The sequence below is a fragment of the Hymenobacter busanensis genome (assembly GCF_008727865.1).
GTDB lineage: Bacteria > Bacteroidota > Bacteroidia > Cytophagales > Hymenobacteraceae > Solirubrum > Solirubrum busanense.
This window is the reverse complement of sequence record NZ_VTWU01000002.1, coordinates 146,995-169,169: the sequence shown is the minus strand read 5'-3', so window position 1 is coordinate 169,169 and position 22,175 is coordinate 146,995. Positions and strand designations below refer to the sequence as shown.

The 22,175-nt window shown below is 62.2% G+C and carries 21 protein-coding genes; 7 read left to right on the top strand and 14 right to left on the bottom strand.

The features are described 5' to 3' along the window. Positions 1-207: 207 nt before the first annotated feature. The 12 genes from F0P96_RS05235 to F0P96_RS05180 form a co-directional block, all read right to left on the bottom strand. On the bottom strand, positions 208-1,854 hold the full coding sequence (locus F0P96_RS05235) for a bifunctional GNAT family N-acetyltransferase/carbon-nitrogen hydrolase family protein (protein ID WP_151078287.1): 1,647 nt from the start codon (positions 1,852-1,854) through the stop codon (positions 208-210). Positions 1,855-2,175: 321 nt separating this feature from the next. Continuing rightward, the gene (locus F0P96_RS05230; protein ID WP_151077774.1) at positions 2,176-3,303 is read right to left on the bottom strand and encodes a hypothetical protein; all 1,128 of its coding nucleotides are present in this window, start codon (positions 3,301-3,303) and stop codon (positions 2,176-2,178) included. Positions 3,304-3,408: 105 nt separating this feature from the next. Further along, a complete protein-coding gene (locus F0P96_RS05225) occupies positions 3,409-4,068 on the bottom strand; it encodes a CoA transferase subunit B (RefSeq protein WP_151077773.1) in 660 nt (219 codons plus the stop codon). Between the two features lie 135 nt (positions 4,069-4,203). Then, a complete protein-coding gene (locus F0P96_RS05220; protein WP_151077772.1) occupies positions 4,204-4,902 on the bottom strand; it encodes a CoA transferase subunit A in 699 nt (232 codons plus the stop codon). A 26-nt stretch (positions 4,903-4,928) separates the two neighbouring features. Continuing rightward, the gene (locus F0P96_RS05215; RefSeq protein WP_151077771.1) at positions 4,929-5,258 is read right to left on the bottom strand and encodes a hypothetical protein; all 330 of its coding nucleotides are present in this window, start codon (positions 5,256-5,258) and stop codon (positions 4,929-4,931) included. Positions 5,259-5,308: 50 nt separating this feature from the next. Further along, positions 5,309-6,262, bottom strand: coding sequence for a bifunctional riboflavin kinase/FAD synthetase (locus F0P96_RS05210; protein WP_151077770.1), 954 nt, complete (start codon positions 6,260-6,262; stop codon positions 5,309-5,311). A 64-nt stretch (positions 6,263-6,326) separates the two neighbouring features. Beyond that, the gene (truB, locus tag F0P96_RS05205; RefSeq protein ID WP_151077769.1) at positions 6,327-7,223 is read right to left on the bottom strand and encodes a tRNA pseudouridine(55) synthase TruB; all 897 of its coding nucleotides are present in this window, start codon (positions 7,221-7,223) and stop codon (positions 6,327-6,329) included. Then, positions 7,220-8,020, bottom strand: coding sequence for an undecaprenyl-diphosphate phosphatase (locus F0P96_RS05200; RefSeq protein WP_151077768.1), 801 nt, complete (start codon positions 8,018-8,020; stop codon positions 7,220-7,222). Before F0P96_RS05200 ends, truB begins: the two co-directional genes overlap by 4 nt. Positions 8,021-8,023: 3 nt before the next feature. Continuing rightward, the gene (locus F0P96_RS05195; protein WP_151077767.1) at positions 8,024-8,335 is read right to left on the bottom strand and encodes a DUF3098 domain-containing protein; all 312 of its coding nucleotides are present in this window, start codon (positions 8,333-8,335) and stop codon (positions 8,024-8,026) included. A 20-nt stretch (positions 8,336-8,355) separates the two neighbouring features. Then, on the bottom strand, positions 8,356-8,751 hold the full coding sequence (locus F0P96_RS05190; protein ID WP_151077766.1) for a four helix bundle protein: 396 nt from the start codon (positions 8,749-8,751) through the stop codon (positions 8,356-8,358). 22 nt (positions 8,752-8,773) lie between these two features. Beyond that, the gene (locus tag F0P96_RS05185; RefSeq protein ID WP_151077765.1) at positions 8,774-9,667 is read right to left on the bottom strand and encodes a cell division protein FtsX; all 894 of its coding nucleotides are present in this window, start codon (positions 9,665-9,667) and stop codon (positions 8,774-8,776) included. 105 nt (positions 9,668-9,772) lie between these two features. Next, positions 9,773-14,332 carry a translocation/assembly module TamB domain-containing protein gene (locus F0P96_RS05180; protein ID WP_151077764.1) on the bottom strand — a complete coding sequence of 1,520 codons (4,560 nt, stop codon included), beginning with the start codon at positions 14,330-14,332 and terminating at the stop codon, positions 9,773-9,775. A gap of 166 nt (positions 14,333-14,498) precedes the next feature. Here F0P96_RS05180 and tsaD point away from each other — a divergent pair, with 166 nt between their 5' ends. From tsaD to F0P96_RS05155, 5 genes are all read left to right on the top strand, one after another. After that, positions 14,499-15,509 (top strand): tRNA (adenosine(37)-N6)-threonylcarbamoyltransferase complex transferase subunit TsaD, encoded by a 1,011-nt coding sequence (tsaD, locus tag F0P96_RS05175; RefSeq protein WP_151077763.1) that lies wholly within the window; start codon positions 14,499-14,501, stop codon positions 15,507-15,509. 567 nt (positions 15,510-16,076) lie between these two features. After that, positions 16,077-16,484: a thioesterase family protein gene (locus tag F0P96_RS05170; protein WP_151077762.1), complete on the top strand. Its 408-nt coding sequence runs from the start codon at positions 16,077-16,079 to the stop codon at positions 16,482-16,484. A gap of 77 nt (positions 16,485-16,561) precedes the next feature. Further along, the gene (smpB, locus tag F0P96_RS05165; protein ID WP_151077761.1) at positions 16,562-17,032 is read left to right on the top strand and encodes an SsrA-binding protein SmpB; all 471 of its coding nucleotides are present in this window, start codon (positions 16,562-16,564) and stop codon (positions 17,030-17,032) included. A 231-nt stretch (positions 17,033-17,263) separates the two neighbouring features. After that, a complete protein-coding gene (locus tag F0P96_RS05160) occupies positions 17,264-18,070 on the top strand; it encodes a C40 family peptidase (RefSeq protein ID WP_235917392.1) in 807 nt (268 codons plus the stop codon). A 197-nt stretch (positions 18,071-18,267) separates the two neighbouring features. Beyond that, a complete protein-coding gene (locus tag F0P96_RS05155) occupies positions 18,268-18,762 on the top strand; it encodes an HNH endonuclease (RefSeq protein WP_151078285.1) in 495 nt (164 codons plus the stop codon). Positions 18,763-18,831: 69 nt separating this feature from the next. Here F0P96_RS05155 and F0P96_RS05150 read toward each other — a convergent pair whose 3' ends face one another. Both F0P96_RS05150 and F0P96_RS05145 read right to left on the bottom strand, forming a co-directional pair. Then, complete coding sequence (locus F0P96_RS05150; protein WP_151077760.1) at positions 18,832-19,032, bottom strand: helix-turn-helix transcriptional regulator; 201 nt, start codon at positions 19,030-19,032, stop codon at positions 18,832-18,834. Continuing rightward, the gene (locus F0P96_RS05145; protein ID WP_151077759.1) at positions 19,022-19,495 is read right to left on the bottom strand and encodes a hypothetical protein; all 474 of its coding nucleotides are present in this window, start codon (positions 19,493-19,495) and stop codon (positions 19,022-19,024) included. Before F0P96_RS05145 ends, F0P96_RS05150 begins: the two co-directional genes overlap by 11 nt. Positions 19,496-19,752: 257 nt before the next feature. Here F0P96_RS05145 and F0P96_RS05140 point away from each other — a divergent pair, with 257 nt between their 5' ends. Beyond that, positions 19,753-20,829 carry a fatty acid desaturase family protein gene (locus F0P96_RS05140; protein WP_151077758.1) on the top strand — a complete coding sequence of 359 codons (1,077 nt, stop codon included), beginning with the start codon at positions 19,753-19,755 and terminating at the stop codon, positions 20,827-20,829. A 247-nt stretch (positions 20,830-21,076) separates the two neighbouring features. Continuing rightward, positions 21,077-22,144 (top strand): fatty acid desaturase family protein, encoded by a 1,068-nt coding sequence (locus tag F0P96_RS05135; RefSeq protein ID WP_151077757.1) that lies wholly within the window; start codon positions 21,077-21,079, stop codon positions 22,142-22,144. The last annotated feature ends 31 nt before the right edge of the window (positions 22,145-22,175 follow it).

Below are 22,175 nucleotides of genomic sequence, written 5' to 3'. Positions count from 1 at the left end.
ACTGCCGTTGGGCAGAGCAACAAAGGCCGCAGTAGATAAGCGTAGGTTCAAAAATACAGATAGTTGAATGGAAACCACCACACGCGTACCCCGAGTGGAATGGCCCGGTTTGCAGCTGCCCAGCAAGGCATAGGAGCTACTTCAATGCAAAACGGCCACCTTGTAGGGTGGCCGTTTCATAAATTAGGCAACTGCCATAAAACCGCTTTACCCTGCCGTGTGCATCAGCTTGCGCTTGGTGCTGCGCGGGGCGCGCTCTTCGCCCTGGGCCAGCAGCTCGTCGTCGCGCTCGGCTTTCTTCACCGACCAGCTGATGGAGTACAGATCCTTGCGCCGGTCGCGCAGGTTGCGCACGGCGCCCGAGCTGTTGAGGTCCTTGAGCAAGTCGAGGTCGAGGTCGGCAATCAGCGTCATTTCGGTGTTCGGCGTGGCTTCGGCCACGATGGCGTCGTGCGGGAAGGCAAAGTCGGAGGGGCTGAATACGGCCGACTGCGAGTACTGAATGTCCATGTTCTCGACGCGCGGCAGGTTGCCCACCGAGCCAGTAATGGCCACGTAGCATTCGTTTTCAATGGCCCGGGCCTGGGCGCAGAGCCGCACGCGCTGGTAGGCGTTCTTGGTGTCGGTCCAGAACGGCACAAACAGGATTTTTACGCCTTCCTCGCTCAGCAGGCGGGCCAGCTCGGGAAACTCCACGTCGTAGCAAATCAGAATGCCGATTTTGCCGAAGTCGGTGTCGAAGCAGCGCAGCTTGTCGCCGCCACGCATGCCCCAGTAGCTGGCCTCGTCGGGCGTCACGTGCAGCTTGTACTGCTCGTCCACGGTGCCGTCGCGGCGGCAGAGGTAGGCCACGTTGTGCAGCTTGCCGTCTTCGTACACCGGCATCGAGCCGGCAATGACGTTGATGTTGTAGCTCACGGCCAACTCCATGAGCTTGGTTTTGATGGGCTCGGTGAAGGCCGCCATGGCCCGGATAGCCACCGCCGGCGACGATTCTTCGGTCAGGGCCATCAGCGGCGCGTTGAAGAACTCGGGGAACAGCACGCAGTCGGACTTGTAGCCCGACACAGTGTCCACGAAGAACTCCATCTGCTGGTAGAAGTCTTCGAGGCTGCGCACGGCGCGCATCTGCCACTGCACAATGCCGATGCGCACGTTGCTCTTCACGTTGCCGATCAGCTTCTCCGAATCTTCGTCGTAGTACACGTTGATCCACTCCAGCAGCGTGGCAAAGGCCTTCGACTCGGAGTCGTAGGGCAAGTAGCCACGGATGATTTTGCGGACGTGAAACTCGTTGGAGAGCTGGAACGTGAGGATCGGGTCGGTCAACTCCTTGGCGCGCACCATCTCCACGTATTTGGCGGGCGTCATCTCGCCGGCGTACTGGGCGTAGCCAGGAATGCGGCCGCCAGCTACCATGGCCCGCAGGTTCAGGCTTTCGCACAACTCCTTGCGGGCATCGTAGAGGCGGCGGCCCAGGCGGAGGGAGCGGTACTCGGGGTCCACAAACACGTCGACGCCGTAGAGCGTGTCGCCGTCGGGGTTGTGGGTGTCGAACCGGCCGTTGCCGGTAATCTTGGAGTAGGTGTGCCGGTCGCCGAAGTCGGAATACTGCACGATGATGGCCAGCGCCGCAGCCACCACCTGCCCGTTGTCTTCGATGCAGATCTGGCCCTCGGGGAATTTGCGGAGCAGGTTGTTGTATTCGTCCTGGGCCCAGGCGCCTTCCATGTTGGAATACACCTTGTCCATGATGTTCTTGACGGCCTTGAAGTCGGAGCGGCGCAGGGTGCGCAGCACCAGCTTGTGGGCCGGCACAGCCGTGGGCGTCAGCAGCTCGGGCGCCTGAGGCATGCCCGGCAGGGTATTTTTCTTGGCCGTGCCACCGGTTTTGGTAGCATGCGAGTTGGTAGCCATAGGAAAAGGCGAAATGGAGAAGTCAAAAGTAGGGAATGGGGCAGCAGCGGTACAGCTTCGGACCGCGCCGTGCCGTTTCCCGCTATGCATACGTTACAGCAGCACTTTTTGCTGACCTCGGCCAGCAGCAAGCCCCATCCGTTACAAAGCGCCGCCGCAGCCGAGAGGTTCCCCGAGGCTTCACCGCGGGCAGTTGAGCGGTCTGGCCTGGGGTGCGCCAGCCCAAACGGCCCGTCGTAATCTATGCGTCCGGTGCCGCTATTGCCGCACCACCCGTCGCACCGCCACGCCTTGGTCGGTTTGAAGGCGAAGCACCGCCACGCCGCGGAAGCGGCCAAACGCTTCGGCTGGAACCGTAGCCACGCCCTGTAGCACTAGTGCTGCGCGGTCGAACAAGAGCCGGCCGGTCAGGTCGGTAGCCGATACGCGTATCCGTCTGTCGGAAGAGGCAAAGCCGGTGAGCTGTAGGGCCGACCCCGCCGAAATGGGGTTGGGAAAGGCCGTTACCGCTGCCAGGGCTGCGGCTTCGCGGTTGGCCGTAACAATGCGGCGGTACACGTCGCGGTATTCCACGCCGGTAATGGTTTCCTGGCCGGCCACCACGGCCGTGGTAATCGTCAGCACGGGCACGTGAATGCCTTTCGCCAGCCACTTGTATTCGCGTTGCACGGGCAGCGTCAGCCCTTGCCCAGCGCCGGCGCCCACGGCCACGCTGTCGTGGTCTTCGAGGCGCGTGACGAGGCGCACCGTTTGAAACGTGCCAAAGGGTGTGGTAAGCGTACCCCAGGCATCGGGGCGGTTCACGCGTTTGCGTTTGCGCGAGAGGAAGCCCGTGCCCGGCACGCTGATCTGAAAGTACGAATTGCTGGAATCGGGGGCGCTGGTGTAGCTCAGCGGAAAACGGTAGATAACATCCTGCTGCGCCTGACTTTGGTAGGTAGCAGGCAGCCCGAAGCCGCTGACCAAAGCCCCGAAGCCCACCGAACGAAAATCGGCGTTCGAGAGGTTGTAGAACTCCACCGGGTCGGTGAAGGGCACGGGCACGCCGGGCGGCACGGGCAGGTTTTGGGGCGACACCAGCGTGGCGCGGTTCACGCCGCCCGTCGGGCCGAACGTGAACTGCAGCGTGAGGGCCGTGGTGTTCACATTGGCGTAGCGCTCCACGCGCTGGCTCACCGGCTGCAGACCTGTGTAGTTCCAGGTTTGGTTGGCCCCGCGCCGCGAGAGGGGCGGGGCCGTGGCCGGCAGCTGCGCCGCAGCTTGGCTCAGCCGCAGCGAGTCGCCGATGATGGGCATGTCAGTACGGTCGATGCTGGGCGACTGGGCCACGGCCGCAGTGGGGGGCAAGCTCAGCAGCAGAACCAGGGCGTAGAAGTGTCGGAGCATAGAAAGCTGAGCTAGTGAACCAAACGGGCCGGAAAGATACAACGCCGCGCGGCGCCCGGAAAACCCGGCAGCCGCGCGGCGTTGCGCTACTAGCAGCGGAGGAGCTTATACGCCCGTCATTTCCGGCACGCCTTCGGCGGGTATCACCAGCTTGCCGGCGGTAGCCGCCTGAATTTGCTCCACCGATACGCCCGGGGCCCGCTCGCGCAGCACGAAGCCGTCGGGCGTCACGTCGAGCACGGCCAGCTCGGTCACGATTTTCTTCACGCAGTGCAGGCCCGTAATGGGCAGCGTGCAGTTGGGCAGCAGCTTGGAGGAGCCGTCTTTGGCTACGTGCTGCATGGCCACAATGATGTTTTTGGCCGAGGCCACGAGGTCCATGGCGCCGCCCATGCCCTTCACCATCTTGCCCGGAATCTTCCAGTTGGCAATGTCGCCGCGCTCCGACACCTCCATGGCGCCGAGGATGGTGAGGTCCACATGCTCGCCGCGAATCATGCCGAACGAATCGGCCGAGGAGAAGATGCTGGAGCCCGGCAGCGTGGTCACCGTCTGCTTGCCGGCGTTAATCAGGTCGGGGTCGACTTCGGCCTCGGTGGGGAAGGGGCCCATGCCCAGCAGGCCGTTTTCGCTTTGCAGCTCTACGTTGATGCCCTGCGGAATGTAGTTGGCCACCAGCGTGGGAATGCCGATGCCGAGGTTGACGTAGTAGCCGTCTTTTACTTCTTGCGCGATGCGCCGGGCAATGCCGTGTTTGTCTAACATGATGTGCTGAAGTTGAGGGTTAGAACGTCATGCAGAGCGTGAGCGAGGCATCTCGCGTGCTGATGCTCAAGAGTAATTTTACTACTGAGGTAAACACGCGGGATTCCTCGGCTGCGCTCGGAATGACGTGCTGGCCTAGCCTTGCCGAACCGTTCTTTGCTCGATGCGCTTCTCGTAGTTTTTGCCCTCGAAAATGCGCTGCACGAAGATGCCGGGCGTGTGAATCTGGTTCGGGTCCAGCTCGCCGGCGGGCACCAGCTCTTCCACTTCGGCCACCGTGATTTTGCCGGCCGTGGCCATCATCGGGTTGAAGTTGCGGGCCGTACCTTTGTAGATGAGGTTGCCGGCCGTGTCGCCTTTCCAGGCTTTCACCAGGGCGTAGTCGGCGTGCAGAGCGGTTTCCAGCAGGTACATCTTGCCATTGAACTCGCGCGACTCTTTGCCTTCGCCCACCTCGGTGCCGTAGCCGGCCGGGGTGTAGAAGGCCGGAATGCCCGCGCCGCCCGCGCGGCAGCGTTCGGCCAAAGTGCCTTGCGGAATCAGCTCCACTTCCAGCTCGCCGGCCAGCAGCTGCCGCTCAAACTCGGCGTTTTCGCCCACGTAGGAGGAAATCATCTTGCGCACCTGCCGCCGCTGCAGCAGCAGCCCAATACCGAAATCGTCGACGCCGGCGTTGTTGGAAATGCACGTCAGGTCCTTCACGCCCAGGCGCAGCAACTCCTGAATCGAGTTTTCGGGAATGCCGCACAGGCCGAAGCCGCCGAGCATGAGCGTCATGCCGTCGGTAATGCCCAGGAGCGCGGCCTGGGCATCGGCTACCACTTTGTTGATCATGAAACGAAGGGGAAAGTTGAGGAGGGTCAGGCGCCGTAGCGCAGCGCAAGATAGCGCGCAATGACGCGCCGCGCTTCGCCCACGCGGCGGTTGAAGAGGCGCATCACCAGCAAGCCCAGCAAGCCGAAACGCCCCGACAGCGCCGCCGTCCAGTTATCGGGCACGGCTTCTTCCACCAGCAGCCCGCCGGCCTTCACCCATATTTCGGCGCCCGGCCGGGTGCTGCGCCACGCCAAAATGCAGGTGCCGTGCACGTAGCGCCGCAGGCGGTAGGAATACTGGGGCAATTGGTCTTCCAGCTCGATGAGCAGGGCTTCGAGCGAAGGCAACGGGCGAGCGGGGCGAATGACGGCCATGCACAAACCTACGTTTTCTCGCGCTCCGGCACCATTGGCTGGCCGGAACTCTAGCCGCCTACCAAGTGCTGACGGGCCGCGTCGGCATCCTTGGCCAGCTGGGCTTTCAGGGCGTCGAGGCCGTCGAACTTCTGCTCGTCGCGCAGGCGGGCAATGAATTCCACGGTCAGCGGCTGGTCGTACAGGTCGCCGTCGAAGTCGAGCAGGTGGGCTTCCACGGTTTGCTGCAGGTCGCCGCCCACGGTGGGGCGCACGCCGATGTTGAGCATGGCCTGGTGGTGCGTGCCGGCGGCCGTAGTGGCCAGCACGGCGTACACGCCGCGGCCCGGCACCAGCTTCAGGCCCTCGGGCTGCTGCATGTTGGCGGTGGGAAACCCGATGGTGCGGCCCAGCTGCTTGCCGCGCACCACGGTGCCCGTGAAGGGGTAATTGTAGCCGAGGTAGCGGTTGGCGGTGGCCACGTCGCCGGCTTCCAGGGCGCGGCGGATGCGGGTGCTGCTCACACCCACGGCGTCCACGTCTTCGCGCGGAATTTCCTCCACGCTCATGCCGTAGCGGTCGGCGTTCTGGCTGAGGTAGTCGAAGCCGCCTTCCCGGTTTTTGCCGAAACGGTGGTCGTAACCAATGACCAGTTTGCTCGTGCCCACGGTATTCAGCAGCAGCTCGCGGATGTACTGCTCAGAAGTCCACTCCGAAAACTCCCGCGTGAACGGCACGATGAGCAGGTAATCGACGCCGAAAGATTCAAGCTTGTCGATGCGCTCCTCCAGGGTGTTGAGCAAGTGCAGCTGCAAGGGCTCGGGGTGCGCGGCCGGCGGGGCCAGCACCAGCCGCGGGTGCGGCCAGTAGGTAATCACCACGCTCGGCCCGCCCGATTGCCGGGCCACTTCCTGCAGGCGGTGCAAAATGCGCTGGTGGCCCACGTGCACGCCGTCGAAGGTGCCGCTGGTTACCACGGCATTGGTCAGGTGCGGAAACGCGGCGGGGTCACGAACAACTTGCATGGGGCACTGATTTCGGTGAGTGGCGGCCGCGAAGGTAGCGTCCGCGCTGTATGCGCCGCTTTTCCTACGCCGTTTCGGGCGCTTCGGGTGCGGTCGGGGCGCTGTTCCGGGCATTGTAGTACTCCAGACCAGCGCGGCGCTCGGGTTGCCGTTCCCGGCGCGGGCGTTGCGGCCGCGTGGCTTCGCCCTCGGGGCGCGGGGCGCGGTGGGCTTCCAGGTCGGCAATGCTCAGGGCATCGGCCAGCCGGTACTCGCCGATGCGGGTGCGGACCAGTTTGGTGAGGTGCGCGCCGCAGCTCAAGGCCGCGCCAAAGTCGCGGGCGAGGCTGCGGATGTAGGTGCCCTTGGAGCACACCACCCGAAAATGCACGTCGGGCAGGGCCACAGCGGTGATGTCGAAGGCCTTGATGGTAATCTGCTTGCTTTTGATTTCGGCCTCGGCGCCGCGGCGGGCTACCTCGTAGGCCCGCTCGCCGTTCACCTTCACAGCCGAAAACAGCGGCGGCGTCTGTTCAATCAGGCCGACGAAGGGCGCGGTGGCAGCCCGCACGGCTTCTTCGGTCAGGTGCGCCGTGGGCAGCTCGTGGTCGACGGGCGTTTCCAGGTCGAAGCTCGGCGTGGTCTGGCCGAGGCGAAACGTGCCGGTGTACTCCTTTTCCTGCGCCTGAATCTGGTCGATGCTCTTGGTTTGCTTGCCGGTGCACAAAATCAGCAGGCCGGTAGCCAAGGGGTCGAGCGTACCGGCATGGCCGATTTTCTTGGCCTTGAGCAGGTACTTGGTTTTCTTCACCACGTCGAACGAGGTCCACGTCAGCGGCTTGTCGATGAGCAGCACCGCGCCCTCGGCAATGCGCTCGGGCGTCAGCAGCTCATTAGCTGTTGGCTGCTGGCTGTGGGTGGCAGGCGGCGGGGTAGGCTGGTTTTGCTCAGACGGATGAACGTCCGCTTGTTCTTCGTTCATATCAGGCGCAGATCAATGCCCAGGGCCAGCATGATGAGCAGCAAGCCGCCCACGATGATGCGGTAGATGCCGAAGGCGCGGAAGCCGTACTTGGCCACGAAACCGACGAACAGCCGAATGGCCAGCAGCGCCACCACAAAGGCCACCACGTTGCCAAACAGGATGATTTTGATGTCCTGAGCCTGAATCAGGTGGAAGTTCTTGTACACCTTCAGCACCGTAGCGCCGGCCATGGCGGGCAGGGCTAGAAAAAACGAAAACTCGGCCGCCGACTGGCGGGTGAGGCGCTGGGTGAGGCCGCCGATGATGGTGGCCGCCGAGCGGCTGGTGCCGGGCAGCAGCACCGCCAGGCACTGAAACACACCGATGATAAACGACTGCCGGTAGCTGGGCGTGGTCACGGGGTGGCCGCCTTCCTGCGGAGGCGTTTGGGGCAGCCACTTGTCGATGAACATGAGCACGATGCCGCCCAGCAGCAGGGCCGTGGCAATAACGGCTACCGAACCCAGCAGCTGGTCGATGAAATCGTCGAGCAACAGGCCCACCACAATGACGGGCAACGAGCCGACGATGAGCTTGAAGTAAAAGTCGAGGCTCTGGAAAAAGCGGCGCCAGTACACCACAAACACCGAGGCAATGGCCCCGAGCTGGATGACCACGCTGTAGAGCTTGGTAAAGGCCGTGGGCTCGATGCCCACCAGCGCCGAGGCAATAATCATGTGCCCGGTGCTGGAAATGGGCAGAAACTCGGTCAGCCCCTCGACGATGGCCAGGAGCAGGGCTTGCCAGTACGTCATCGGCTAGCGGCGCTGGTAGGTGGGCGGCGTCACCGGCACGGCCGGCACCGGGGCAGCAGGGGTGGGTTGGCCGGCTACCGGAGCCGCGGGCGTTGGGGCCGTATTGGTCGGGTGGCCCGAGCGCACCATGATGGCGAAGAACTCGATGATGAAGCCCGCCAGCAGCAGCAGCGGACCGACGGTCAGGCCCAGAACGCCTTCGCCGTAGGGGGCCGAATCGAGGGACATGGCAATGAAGCCGGCGGCCAGTACGCCCAGACCGAGGAACATCAGCCGGTAGTTGCGGGGCCCGAAGGCAAAGCGCGTGGGTTGCATAAAGTCAAATGGTCAAATGGCTAAATGGTCAGATGGCTGTTGGTGTATTTCACCAGTGCGTTGATCATTTTGGGTAGCCGCTGAAGTTCGTGAAAAACGTGCTCGTACTGTTCGGGGGTAGTCAGTTGGCGAATTTTGGACTTTTCATTCCAATCCAGCGCCTCGAATAGGGAGCCTTGGGCAATGCGGTAAAACTTGATCTTATCTTTCTTGCCATAGCGGCCAAAACCCTCTGCAATATTGGCGGAGATGCTGTCGGTGGCGCGCACGAACTGTTCGCCAACCGTGCGTTGAGCCATGGCCGGCCAGCCTTTCACCTGCTGCCACACCACGTTGCTGAGGGCAAAACTAACCCGGTAGCACTCGATGTCGCCGAGGCGTAGATACTTCGGTGCCGGAAAGGGTTGCTCAGCCATATAACCATTCAGCCATTTAACGCTAGTACAAGTCGTCGAGCGACATGCGCAGGTACTTGCGCACGGCGCGGTAGGAACTGAAAAAGCCAATGACACCGCCCAGTACCACCAATGCGACGAGCACGGCCCCAATCAGGCGTTCGTCGCGCAGCAGCTGCAGCTCGGTAACCTGCAGGTAGGCGTATTGGAGCAGGGCCAACAGCAGCAGGCTCGCCAAGGCGCCGCTCACCACGCCCTGCCAGGTAGCGCGACGCAGGAACGGCTTCTGAATAAACCACGACGTGGCGCCCACCAGCTGCATCGAGCGGATGAGGAAGCGTTGCGAGAACAGCGCCAACTTGATGGTGTTGTTGATGAGAATGGACACCACCACCACCAGCAAGGCCGCAAAACCCAGCAGCAACAGGCTCACCTTGCGCACGTTCTGGTTGATGGAAGTAATCAGGCTCTGCACGTAGCTGACCTCGAACACGCCCGGCTGCTGGCGCAAATCCTGGCTGAGGCGGCGCAAACTTACGGAGTCGGCAAACTCGGGGTTGATTTTCAGGATGTAGGCGTCGCGCAGGGGGTTGTCGCCCAAAAACTGCTGAAAGTCGTCGCCGGTGAGCTGCACGAATTCTTGGGCGCCTTCCTCTTTCGAGAGGAACCGCACCTGCGGCTCGCTGCCTTTGAAAGCAATGTAGGGCTTCTGCGCAAACGTGCGCTGCAAGGCCAGCAACTGGGTTTCGGGCAGGTCGCGCTCTAGGTACACCTGCACCTCCAGGTTCTGCTTCACCGCTTCCGAAAGCTTGTGCGCGTGCACCAGCAGTAGCCCAAACAGCCCAATGACCAGCAACGCCAGCGTGATGCTGAACACCACCATCGTGTGGGGGTAGCTACCAAGCTTCTTTTTGCGGACGGGGCGGAATTGCGGCATAGGGGAGGGCAAAAATAGGCAGTTGCGAGTTGCCAGTTACCAGTTGCCCGGCAATTGAGGTAAAACAGGCTGCCCCAGGCAAGCTAGCAACTGGCAATCCGCAACTTACAGCGAGGTGCGCGGGTCGTCGTCGATGGTGAGCTGCTCGCGGGCTTTGCGGGCGGCTTCTTCGCGGCGGCGCAGGCGCTTACGGGCAAAGAGCTCGGTGAGGTTGTCGAACTGCTCGGTGTGCACGAAGCTGAGGCCGGCGCGCTGCTGGTTCACCAGCGTCTGGCCCAGGTCGCGGGGGGTGGTTTCGTAGCGCAGGCGCACCCGGAACTTGCCGTCTTTGCGCACGAAGTATTCCAGGCTCAGGTCGCCCACCAAGGAGGTTTGGCTGGTAGCCACGCCGCCGTCGGGCGTGGTCGTGGTGTTGCTGATGCCGCCTTGCCGGGTAAAGCGCAGGCGCCCTTGCAGCAGGCTGTAGCTCAGGCGCACTTGCAGCCGTTGCAGTTCCTCAGCCGTCACGCCGTCGAGGTTGAAGTTGATTTCCAGATTCTGGTCGATTTGCGAGGTAAGCAACCCCAGCTGCGTCGACAGAATCTGGCCCAGGCTGTTTTGCACCGTGCCGGTGGTGCCGCCCAAAGCCCCGCCGCCCACGCCGCCCACGGCCGCCAATTGCCGGAACAGCAGCAGCGAAAATACCTGCCGATTCAGCTCCTGCTCGTCGTTGCGGATGTTGGAGAGGAAGGAAATGATTTCGCCCTCGGCGGCCGAGGGCGAATCGTTAAACTCCAGCCCGAGCTGAATGCGCGGCAGCAGCATGTCGCCGGTCAGGTTCATCACGGCCGTAACCGAGGCGGTGTAGTTGCTGCTGAAGCCCTGGGCTGGACCCAGCGGCGTGCGTTGGGTGTAGGTGGCCGTTACGTCCATTTCACCGGCCAACGGGTCGCCGTTCCAGGTGAGCGTGCCGCCGGGCCGCACCTGAAACTCTTTGTTCACAAGGCCTTGCAAGGTAAAGTTGTAGGCCCCGCGCACGATTTCCAGCTGCCCGTACATGTTGAAGTCGCCGCGGGTGTCGATGTTCAGGCGCAGCTGCCCAGCGGCGGCTCCGCGAATCACGTCGCCGGTATTCTCGTCCAGAATCACCTCCATATAGGCGTCCTGGGTCACGTCGAAAACGCAGTTGAGCAAGATGCCCGAGAGGTCCACCTTCGGCCGCACCGGGCCGGTGGCGGTTTTGGTGGTGTCCTGCAGCGCCGGGTTACGGTTGACGAAGCGGATGTAGCTGGCCTGCGTGGCCGTGGCGGCGTTGTCGAGCGGAAGCGAGAGGCGGGTGCCGGCTTCGCTGCGGGCGCGCACGTTCACCACCAGGTTGTCGGTGGGGCCGGTAACGGTGGCAGTGCCCGTGGCGAAGGCCGTGCCGAAGTACAGGTCGTTGTCGCGACGGGTGGTGTTGAGCACCTGCATGCGCCGGAACGAGGCCTTCAGGTCCAGGCGCATGTCGTCGAAACCCCTGTGGTAAATCGTGCCGTCGAGGGTGCCGTTGTTGCCCAGCATGTCGCGCAGCTTGATGTTGCGGAACACCATGCGGTCCTCGAAGAACCGGATGCGGTCCTCGAAGGTGTAAGTGGTGTTCAGGTAGGCAAACGTGAGCTGCCCGTTGCGCACGGCCACGTCGCCGCGCAGGCTGGGGGAGGCAAACTTGCCGGTGAGGCGCAGCGTGCCGCGCCCGGTGCCACCGAGGTCCTTGAGCACACCGGCCAGAAACGGCTCGGCCAGCTTAATGGGCGCATCGTTGAGCACGCCGGTGAGGTTGAGCTGTTCCTGCGCGGCGCCGGGCGCAATGGTGCCGGCCACGCTCAGCACGTTGCGCCCGTCGCGCACCACGTTCAGGTTCACGCCCAGGCGGCTGGCCTGGTTGTCCCAGTCCGACACGCCCGCCACGTTGCCAATCAGCACCTTGTCGAAGTAGAGCGAGTCCACGTTCAGGCGGGCCGAAGCCACGAGCTTGCCAAACACGCCGCGCACGTCGCCCACGGCATTCACGCGCCCGGTCATGTTCTGGCGGGTGAGGCTGCTGAGGGTGGCCAGCTCCAGGTCTTTCACTTCCAGGTGGAGCGTGCGCGACGGGTCTTCCGATACTTGCCCCACGGCACTCACGCGCTGCCCGCCGTTGGAGAGGGTGAAGTTCTGCACGTCTACCTCACGGCCGCCACCCCGGATGGTAATGGCGTTGTCCTGGGCAATGGTCCATTCACGGCCCAGCAGGTTCACGCCCGACTGGCGGAACACGATTTGCACCGCGCCGGGCAGGAAATCCAGCGCCCCGTTGATCTGAGCGCGGTTGGTGGTTCCCGTTTGGGCCAACGACGACGAGAAGTTGATTTTGTCCTGGTCCCACACGCCTTCCACGTAAAATTGCTCGGTGGCGCCCAGCAGCGGCAGCCGCTGCCGCTGCGAAGTCACGCTGGTTTGCGCCAGCACCGTGGGCTCGTAGGGCAGCTTGGAAGTGAGCAGGTCAAACGTGGCTTTTTCCACCCGAATGCTGTCGTACTGCACCTTGGCCACACTGCCGCTCAAGTTGAGAATGGACGTGTTGCCGTTGCGGAACGAGCCCTCGATGCGCGTCGAGTCGCTGACGGTGAGCTGCGGCAAGAACACGTGAATGAGCGGGTTCGGGCGCTTCAGGTACAGGTTGAGGGCAATGTTGTAGTCGGGTGTGGGCAGGCGGCGCTTGCGGCGGTAGTAGGCGGCCGTGGCCGCGGCGTCGCCCTGGAAGTTGAGCAGGTACTCGTCGGCCAGCTGCTGCACGTCGCGAATCACGCGGGTAAACTCGAAGTTGCCCTGGGCGCGCAGGTTAAAGGCATCGGAGCGCATGGCCAGCAGCCGCTCTCCGTTGCGGCGCGTGGCCAGCAAATCGAGGGTATCGAGGTGCACGGTGCGGCCGCGCAGGGCCAGGCGGGCATCGCGCAGGTGAATGCGGCCCAGCAGCGCGTCCAGCGTCAGGCCCTGAAACTTCACGTCGGCCCGCGCCGAAACGGTGAGCGGCTGGTTGATAATGCCGAGGGCCTGCAGGTTGGCTTTCTGCACGTTGGCTATCAAATCGAAGGCCTGCTGGCGGCCGAAGCTGATGGTGCCCTCGCCGCTCACTTGCAGGTTGGGGTCCTGCACGCGCACCTTGCCGTCGAACGACTGTCGGCTGAGCTGCCCGTCGGTTACCTGAATGTTCTGGTAGCGGTAGCCCTTCACCCAAATGTGCGGGATGGTGGCCGTTACGCGGGCTCGGGCGCCTTCGGGCGTGAAGCCCTGGCCTTTCACGCGCCCGTTCACGGCCACGTCGCGGATGATGGATTCGTCGCCGAGCAGCTTGCCCAGTTGGAAATTACTGGTGCGCACGGTGCCTTCGTAGGACGAGAAGCGCGCGTCGTTCTTGAACTTGAGGTTGACGTCGGACGTCACGTTGCCGAGGCGCGTCTCAAAGTCGCCGTTGGCCACAAAGTCGTTGTAGAAGCCCAGAAACTGCCCGTTCAGCTTCAGCGTGCCCACGCGGTCGAAGTACGTGTACACGTCCTTGGGCAGCATGGGCTTCAGGTCCACGGGGTTGAGCACGGTGCCGGGCCGCAGGCGCAGCTCGGCAAAGGTTTCCTTCCACTCGGGCAGGCCCTCGGCCGTGATGTTACCGATGATGTGGGTGCCGCCGGTGCTGTAGCGCAGGTCGAGGTTTTTGGCCGTGAAGTTGCGCACGTAGCCCTTGGCCTCGCCCGAAATCAGCACCTGCTCGTTCCAGCCGTTGAGCTGCGGGGCAAACAGCGCAATGTCGCTGGAATACACGCGGCTGGGCTTGAGGCGCGCCGTCACCTTCACCGAGTCGTTGAAGTCGACGAAGTTCAGGAAGTGCGCGTACTCAAACTTCACGTAGTCGCGCAGGCGGCTGTTGCCCACGCGCAGGTTCAGCTGGTCGAACTCCCAGAAATGGGTGGCGAAGGTCATGTCGGCCGCCAGCTCTTTCAGGCGGGTTTTCGACGGAATATCCACGGCGCGCATGCCTGCAATGCGGGCATGGATGGTGTCGCCGCGAAACCAGATCTGCGACAAGTCGGCGTACACGCTGTCGATGTCCATGTGCGCGTAGTCCATCGACTTGCCGTAGTACGGCTCCTTGGGCCGGTTCTGGCGGTTGAGCACGAAGCGGGCGTTGCGCAGGTCCACGGCCTCAATCTTGAAGTCGAAGGGTGTCTTGGCTTTCGTGGTATCGGGTGCGCCCAGCAGCTTTTTTACCGCCCCCAGAAACTGGTCGAGGTTGGTGGAATCGGGCTGCCCGGCGTAAGTCACCAGCGAAAAGCGCGGCTCGGTGAGCGTGGCCTTGCTGATGTAAAGCTTGTTGGGCGAGAAAATGGAGAAGACGCTGATGGTGGCATCGGTGCGGCCGATATGGAATAGTTCGTTGCCGGCCCGGTCGAGCACGTGCACCTGGTCGAGCACCACGCGGGTGAAAGGGCGCACGTCCACGCGCCCGATGGTAACCTGGTGGCCGAGCTTGTCGGAAAGAATGGCGGCCGTTTTGCGCGCCACGCTCGTTTGCACGGCCGGAATGCGCAGGGCCAGCACTGCCGCGCCCAGCAACAGGCCGAGCAGGAGCAGCAGCCCCAGCAGCACCTTCAGAATGGCCTTTATAACTTGCACGCGGTTGTCGGGAGGGAAGAAAAGCGGTGGAGCCGACGGCAATCGGCCCGACTGCAAGACGTAAACGCCGAATCGGAGGATGCTTGTGCATTCCCGATCGGCGGAATTTCTACAAAAAAAGCTGATTGCCGGCACTTCGGCCTCTCAGCCTAGCTTATACGAGCGTATGGAACACCCCATCATTCTGGCCATCGAGTCGTCGTGCGACGACACCGGCGCCGCCGTCATGGCCGGGGGCAAGATTCTGGCCAACATCGTGGCCGGCCAGCAAGTGCACGAACAATACGGCGGCGTGGTGCCCGAGCTGGCCTCGCGCGCCCACCAGCAACACCTGCTGCCGGTGGTGCAGGCGGCCCTGCAAAAAGCCGGCATCAGCAAAAACGACCTCGACGCGGTGGCCTTTACCCAGGGCCCCGGCCTGCTCGGCTCGTTGCTGGTGGGCGGCATGTTCGCCAAAAGCTTCGCCCTGGCCCTCGACAAACCGCTCATCGGCGTCAACCACATGCGGGCCCACATTCTGGCGCACTTCATTGAAGAGCCGCGGCCGCAGTTTCCGTTTCTGTGCCTCACCGTGAGCGGCGGCCACACCCAGCTCGTGGTGGTGCGCAGCCCGCTCGAGATGGACATCATCGGCCAGACCCAGGACGACGCCGCCGGCGAAGCCTTCGACAAAACCGCCAAGCTGCTGGGCCTGCCGTACCCCGGCGGCCCCCGCCTCGACAAGCTGGCCCAGCAAGGCAACCCGCTGCGCTTCCCGTTCCCCGTCAACCAGATGCCCGGCTACGACTTCTCCTTCAGCGGCGTGAAAACCGCCGTGATGTACTTCCTGCGCCAGCAAACGCAGCAGAACCCGGCCTTCATCGAAGAAAACCTGGCCGACCTCTGCGCCAGCATTCAGCACACCATCATTCAGACCTTGATGCGCCAGCTGCGCCGCGCCGCCGCCGAGTACGGCCTCACCAACATTGCCATTGCCGGCGGCGTGGCCGCCAACTCCGGTCTGCGCGCCGAGCTGCAGCGCCTGGCCGACGAGCTGGGCTGGCAGGTGTTCATCCCGGCCTTCCAGTATTGCACCGACAACGCCGGCATGATTGCCATGACCGCGCATTTCCAGTACGAAGCTGGGGATTTTGCCACCCAGCTAGCCAGCCCCGACCCACGGTTGAAGCTGGGGTAGGCTTTATCAGAACGTCATGCTGAGCGCAGCCGAAGCATCTCTACCGCTTCGTTAGGCAAGCTGCTTATTAAGTCCTGCTGTAATAGAGAATCAGTGATTGTAGTTTCCATACTTTCTTGCCTCGTTGCTATTGTGCTGAACTACGGGGCCGTAATGGTTTTGCCAGCCAAAGTCTCCGAAATGACCTTATGGCTTTTGATAGTTGGCGGCATTTGCTTGCTCTTAGTGACGGATGCTTTGTGGCCGTATCTTCCTACGACCAACTTGCTTGCTGGGCAGCTCCGTGAAACAGCGTGGCTTCTTGTAACGGTAGCTCTCATGAGTCGAGGCTCCCGGCTAATGGTCGATTTGCAGGTGTGGTTCCACCTGAATTACAACAAGGAGAATGTGCACCGCCCGCCTCTCCAGTGGCTGCTGCGAAACCAAGAAACCATCAAGCGGGCTTTTATGTGGTTTTGGGCATGCGCGCCCGCGTTTTTTCTCGTTCAGGTTTGGTTCTAGGCAAATAACTAGACTCTGCAACGAAGCAGTAGAGATGCTTCGGCAAGCTCAGCATGACGTTCTAATATGACCAACCCCTTTCACCTAGGCGACCAGCAAACCCACCGCTACACCGTCGTGCCAGCCGATTTCGCCGCTTTCGACGCCGGCGGTGGCTTGGTGCATCCGGTTCTGAGCACCTTCGCCCTGGCCCGCGAAATGGAGTGGGCCGGCCGCCTGTTCGTGCTCCAGATGCGCGAGGCAGGGGAGGAGGGCATCGGCACGATGCTGGAGGTGCAGCACCACGCCCCCGCCTTTGCGGGCGAAACCCTGACGCTGACTGCTACCTTTGCCGCCCTGCACGGCCGCGAACTGACCTGCACCGTAGAAGCCCGCGTGGGCCCGCGGCTGGTAGCTACCGGCCGCACCGGCCAACGCATCGTCGACCAGGCCAAGCTGGCGGCCCGGTTTGCCGCGCTGCAAGCGTCTGCCTAACCTGTTTTCCGCTCTATTTTCGTGACGCAACGGCTGCTCCTGCCGCCCGCTGCTTCCCCCGCGACTCTTTTCTCCTCATGGCCAAAGCCAAAGACACCGCCCCGCGCGCCATTCACATCCAGAACCGCCGCGCCGGCTACGAATATTCCTTCCTGGCCAAGTACACGGCCGGCATGGTGCTCGTGGGCACCGAAATCAAGAGCCTGCGCGTGGGCAACGCCAACATCACCGAGGGCTACTGCACTTTTGGCTCGAACGGCACGCTCTGGCTGCACGGCGTCACCATTGCCCAGTACACCCAGGGTACCTACAACAACCACGAGCCCACCCGCCCGCGCCAGCTGCTGCTCACCAAAAAGGAGATGCGCCAGCTCCACGACAAAAGCCAGGAGCAGGGCCTCACCATCATTCCGCTCCATATTTTCATCAGCGACCGGGGCTTTGCCAAGGTCGACATTGCGCTGGCCCGCGGCAAAAAGCTCTACGACAAGCGCGAAGACCTGAAAGCCAAAGACCAGAAGCGCGAAATGGACCGCGCCCAGTACTAGCCCGCTGCCGTTGCGAGGCGCGAGCCGGCGCAACCGGTCCTTCGCCAAGCCCCAGCCGAATGAGCCTGATGAACCGAAACTGGATTCGGCTCGTCAGGCTCGTTGCGTTTCCGCCACCGGCCCGGACCGATTGGCACTGCTTGAGGCGCGGAATGCCGTGCCTTCCCGTAATGCCACCTGCCTGCAGGTTTCCTTGCGTACCTTGCTGCCTGATTTATTTCAAATTACCCCTTGGAACACGGAATTTGCGCCCTGAGCGTCGTGCCGGTGCGCGCCGAACCCACCGATAGAGCCGAAATCGTTACCCAGCTGATTTTCGGGGAGTGCTACAGCATTCTGCTCGCGCAAGGCAACTGGCTGCAGGTGCGCCTCGCCGCCGACCAGTACGTGGGCTGGATCGATTTCAAGCAGCACCAGCCCGTGTCGGCCGAGTACCTGGCCGCCTGGAGCGCCCAGGACCACCCGCGCAGCCTCGACGTGGTGCAAATGGTGAGCAACGCCGACGTGCGCATTCCCGTCAGCCTCGGCGCCCGCCTGCCGTTTTTCGACGGCATGAGCCTGCGCCTGGGCGACAACGACACGTATTTCTACAACGGGGCCGCCACCAACCCGCTCAACGGCCACGGCCTGCACGGCCCCACCGACAAGCGCCAGGCCCTGCTGCTGAAAGCGGGCCAGCTGTTCCTGAAAGCGCCCTACCTCTGGGGCGGCAAAACCCTGTTCGGCATCGACTGCTCGGGCCTCATGCAGCAGCTCTACGGGCTCATCGGCCAGCAGCTCCCGCGCGACGCCCGCCAGCAAATCGACCACGGCCGCCCCGTACACTTCGTGGCCCAAACCCAGCCCGGCGACCTGGCCTTTTTCGACAACGCCGAGGGCAACATCGTGCACGTGGGCATGCTGCTCGACGACCAGCAGATTCTGCACGCCAGCGGCGAGGTGCGCATCGACCCGCTCGACCACAACGGTATTTACAACCGCCAGCGGCAGAAATACACCCACAAGCTGCGCCTCATCAAGCGCCTGCTGCCGGAATAAACCCCTCCCGCCGGGGCTGCAAACAGGGCCAGCCGAACGCCTCGGCGGCGGCAGCGCCGCCACAGCAAGCGCCACGAGTTGTCTGGTTGCCACGCCCGCCCAATCGGCGTGAACCAACCACCGGGCATTGGAGTTGCGTAAGCAGCCGGAAACCCCTAGCTTACCGCTAGTTCCGCATGCTTCCGCCTCAAGCTCGTATGGATCAGAAAGTGCTCGTTTTGAATGGCGACTACTCCGCCATTACCCTGTGCAGCGTGCAGAAAGCGTTTGTGCTCCTGTACCTCGACAAAGCCGAATTGGTGGCCAACAAGGAAGGTGCGTTCCTGCGTACCGTGTCGCGCGCCTACCCCAAGCCCAGCATCATCAAGTTGCAGCGCTACGTGCGCGTGCCCTACAAAGGCATTGCCCTCAGCCGCCACAACATCATGAAGCGCGACCATTTTGAGTGCCAGTACTGCGGCTCGACCAAAAACCTGACCCTCGACCACGTGATGCCCCGCTCCCGCGGCGGCGACTCGAGTTGGGTGAACCTGCTGACCGCCTGCGCCCGCTGCAACCACGCCAAGGGCCACCGAACCCCCGAGGAGGCTGGCCTCACCGTCAGGCAAAAGCCCAAAAAACCCACGTTGGCCAGTTTCCTCAAGCTCTCGGCCGGCTCCATCGACCACACCTGGCACGCGTACCTCAACTGACCGGCGCAGCAACAGCTGCCCGGTTTTTTTGTGGGCGTCGATTCCGAAGGCCGGACGCTTTTGGACGGTTCAGTCGTCGGCTTCCAGCACAAACAGCTCTTCCACCGGCTTGCCCAGCAGCCGCGCCACTTTCAGGGCCAGCACCGTGGAGGGCACGTATTTAGCCGATTCCATGGCGTTGACGGTTTGCCGGCTTACGCCAATGCGGCGGGCTACGTCTTCCTGCGTGAGGCCCAACGCCACGCGGGCCAGTTTCAGCTTATTCAGCATAGCGGGCGGCGCGGGTGGTGCGGTAGAGCACGTAGTGAAAGCGCAGCAGAAACAGCACCAGCGGCGTGAACATGCTGTAAACCATCATATTCAGAAACACCAGCTCGTAGGTGAACAGCAAGGCCAGAATGAGCAGGCCGTAGTTGATGTACACGGCCCACAGCAGCGAGTCGAGGCGCAGGCGCATGATGAATTCGTCCTCGTACCGCTCGCGGGAACAGGCCGCCAGCAAGGCCCCGATGATGCACAGCACCGCACTCAGCTCGGGCAGAAAATTGTGCGGGGTAGGCATGCCGTCTTTGCCGAGCGTGGGATGGGGCAGCACAAAAGGGGGTATCTGAAACGTCAGCCAAGACGGTTGCCACTCAAAATTCCAGGCGGCAAGGCCCAATACCGCACCAGCGGCAAAAAGCACCCAGCCGGTGGCCTTGTAGCGGTGCGGAAAAAGAAAGCGTGTATTCATGAGGGTTCAGAATTGGGTTAAGCAATTGTAAAGCAAACGCGACATAAAGTCAAGTTTATTTTACATAAATGCGGTGCTGTTTTTCCCCTGAGCTGAACGTTTCGGGGTGGTGCGGTGTCGATTAGAGCACCGATAGTGCGCTGCGTCGCCCGGTTTCTGCGTAGATGAATTATGCCGCCTCCGGCTTGGTTGAGCACCCATAGCATCAATCGGCGGCTGCGGTCTACCTTTGCACCCCGCTTGTTTTCCCCGATTGCATGTCTGTACCCAAGTTTGCCGCTGTCCGGCACAACCAGTCGTTCCACGCTGAGCTGAAGCGCCGCATTGGCGAGTATTTCGACGAAACCGGCAAAGCCACCACCGGCAACGCCACGCTGTTCACCAAAGCCGCGTTGCTCACCGGCGCACTGCTGTTCTTCTACATCCACCTCGTGTTTTTCACGCCCTCGGCCGGCTGGGCCATGCTGGAGTGCGTGCTGATGGGTGGGGTAGGGGCTGCCATCGGCTTCAACATCATGCACGACGGCGCCCACGGCTCGTTCTCGGAGCACAAATGGTTGAACCAGGCCGCCGCCTTCACGCTGAATGTATTCGGCGGCAACTCGTTCATGTGGAACATGAAGCACAACCTCATCCACCACATGTACACCAACATCGACGGCGTGGACGACGACATCGACGCCCAGCCCTGGCTGCGCCTGAGCACCACGCAGCCGCGCCGCGCGCTGCACCGCTACCAGCACTACTATTTCTGGTTTCTGTACGCCCTGTTCTACCTGGCCTGGGTCATCATGATGGACTACCAGAAATACTTCAAGGGCAGCATCGGCTCGGTGCCCATCAAGAAGATGGAAACCAGTGACCAGTTCGTGTTCTGGGGGTTCAAGGCGCTGTACTTGGCGCTGTTCGTGGCCTTGCCTATCTATATCGTCGGCTTCACGCCCTGGCTTATCGGGTTTCTGATTTTTGCCGCCGTGGCCGGTTTTTCGCTTAGCCTCGTGTTTCAGCTGGCGCACACCGTGGAAGGCCCCGATTTTCCCGTGCCGCACGAAACCACCAACAAGCTGGAAGACGAATGGGCCATTCACCAGCTGAAAACCACCGCCAACTTCGCCACCAACAACAAGGTGGTAACGTGGCTGCTCGGCGGGCTGAACTTCCAGGTGGAGCACCACTTGTTCCCGAAGATTTCGCACGTGCACTACCCGGCCCTGAGCAAGATCATCAAGCAGGCCTGCGCCGAGTTCAACGTGACCTACAACGAATTCCCGCGCATGCGCCAGGCCGTCCTCTCCCACGTGCTCTTCCTGCGCCAGATGGGGCGCGCCGCGTAAAACGCTACCAACCCGGTAAAAATATAAAAGGGCCAATACAGGTACTCATTGCCTGGGTTGGCCCTTTTGTCGTGTCTGGCCGGGTGGCACAGCCAGCCGCACTGAACCAGCCAAGCGGTGACGCCGTTGGGGTAGGTATACTTGCGGCGTGGCTTATGCTCTGCGGCAAGTCGGTTGCCGAGGTAGGTTCTTTGGCTTCGTTTCGGTGCTTCACTGCCGCCGGGACTCATTTTTTACACAGCCATTGATGTCCCTTCCCAAGTTTGCCGCCACCCGCTCCTTCCACGTGGAGCTGAAAAACCGCATTAACCACTACTTCGAAGCAACCGGTAAGTCCACCACTGGCAGCACCGGTCTGCTCAGCAAGGCCGCCATTCTGCTGCTGGGCTTTGTGGTGCTCTATGTGCATCTGGTGTTCTTCACGCCTGCTCCCATGTGGGCCCTACTCGAAGCCGTGGTGCTGGGCGGCACTATTGCCGCCATCGGTTTCAACGTGATGCACGACGGCGCCCACGGCTCGTTTTCGCAGCACAAGTGGCTCAACAACGTGGCCGCCTTCACCCTGAACGTGCTGGGCGGCAGCAGCTATATGTGGAACGCCAAGCACAACCTAGTACACCACATGTACACCAACATCGACGGCGCCGACGACGACATCGACATCCAGCCCTGGATGCGCATGAGCCTGGAGCAGAAGCGCCACAAGCTGCACCGCTTTCAGCACCTGTACTTCTGGTTTCTCTACTGCCTGCTCTACATCTCCTGGATTTTCGTGATGGATTACCAGAAGTATTTCAAGCGGAAAATCGGCACCATTGCCATTAAGAAGATGGAGGTGAGCGACCATCTGGTGTTCTGGGGCTTCAAGGTGCTCAACCTCGCCCTCTACATCGGTCTGCCGATCTACACGCTGGGTTTCGTCAACTGGCTGATTGGCTTTGCCGTTGTCACCAGCTTTGCTGGCCTGGTGCTGAGTTTGGTATTTCAGCTGGCCCACACCGTGGAGCACACGGCCTTCCCGGTGCCCCACGCCACCACCAACAAGCTGGAAGACGAGTGGGCCATTCACCAAATCAAGACCACGGCCAACTTTGCCACCGAAAGCCGCGTGATTAGCTGGCTCGTGGGCGGCTTAAACTTCCAGGTGGAGCACCACTTGTTCCCGAAGATTTCGCACGTGCACTACCCGGCCCTGAGCAAGATCATCAAGCAGGCCTGCGCCGAGTTCAACGTGACCTACAACGAATTCCCGCGCATGCGCCAAGCCGTCCTCTCCCACGTGCTCTTCCTGCGCCAGATGGGACGCGCCGCGTAGCCTGCACCATTCTGTATCACAAAAAGCCCCG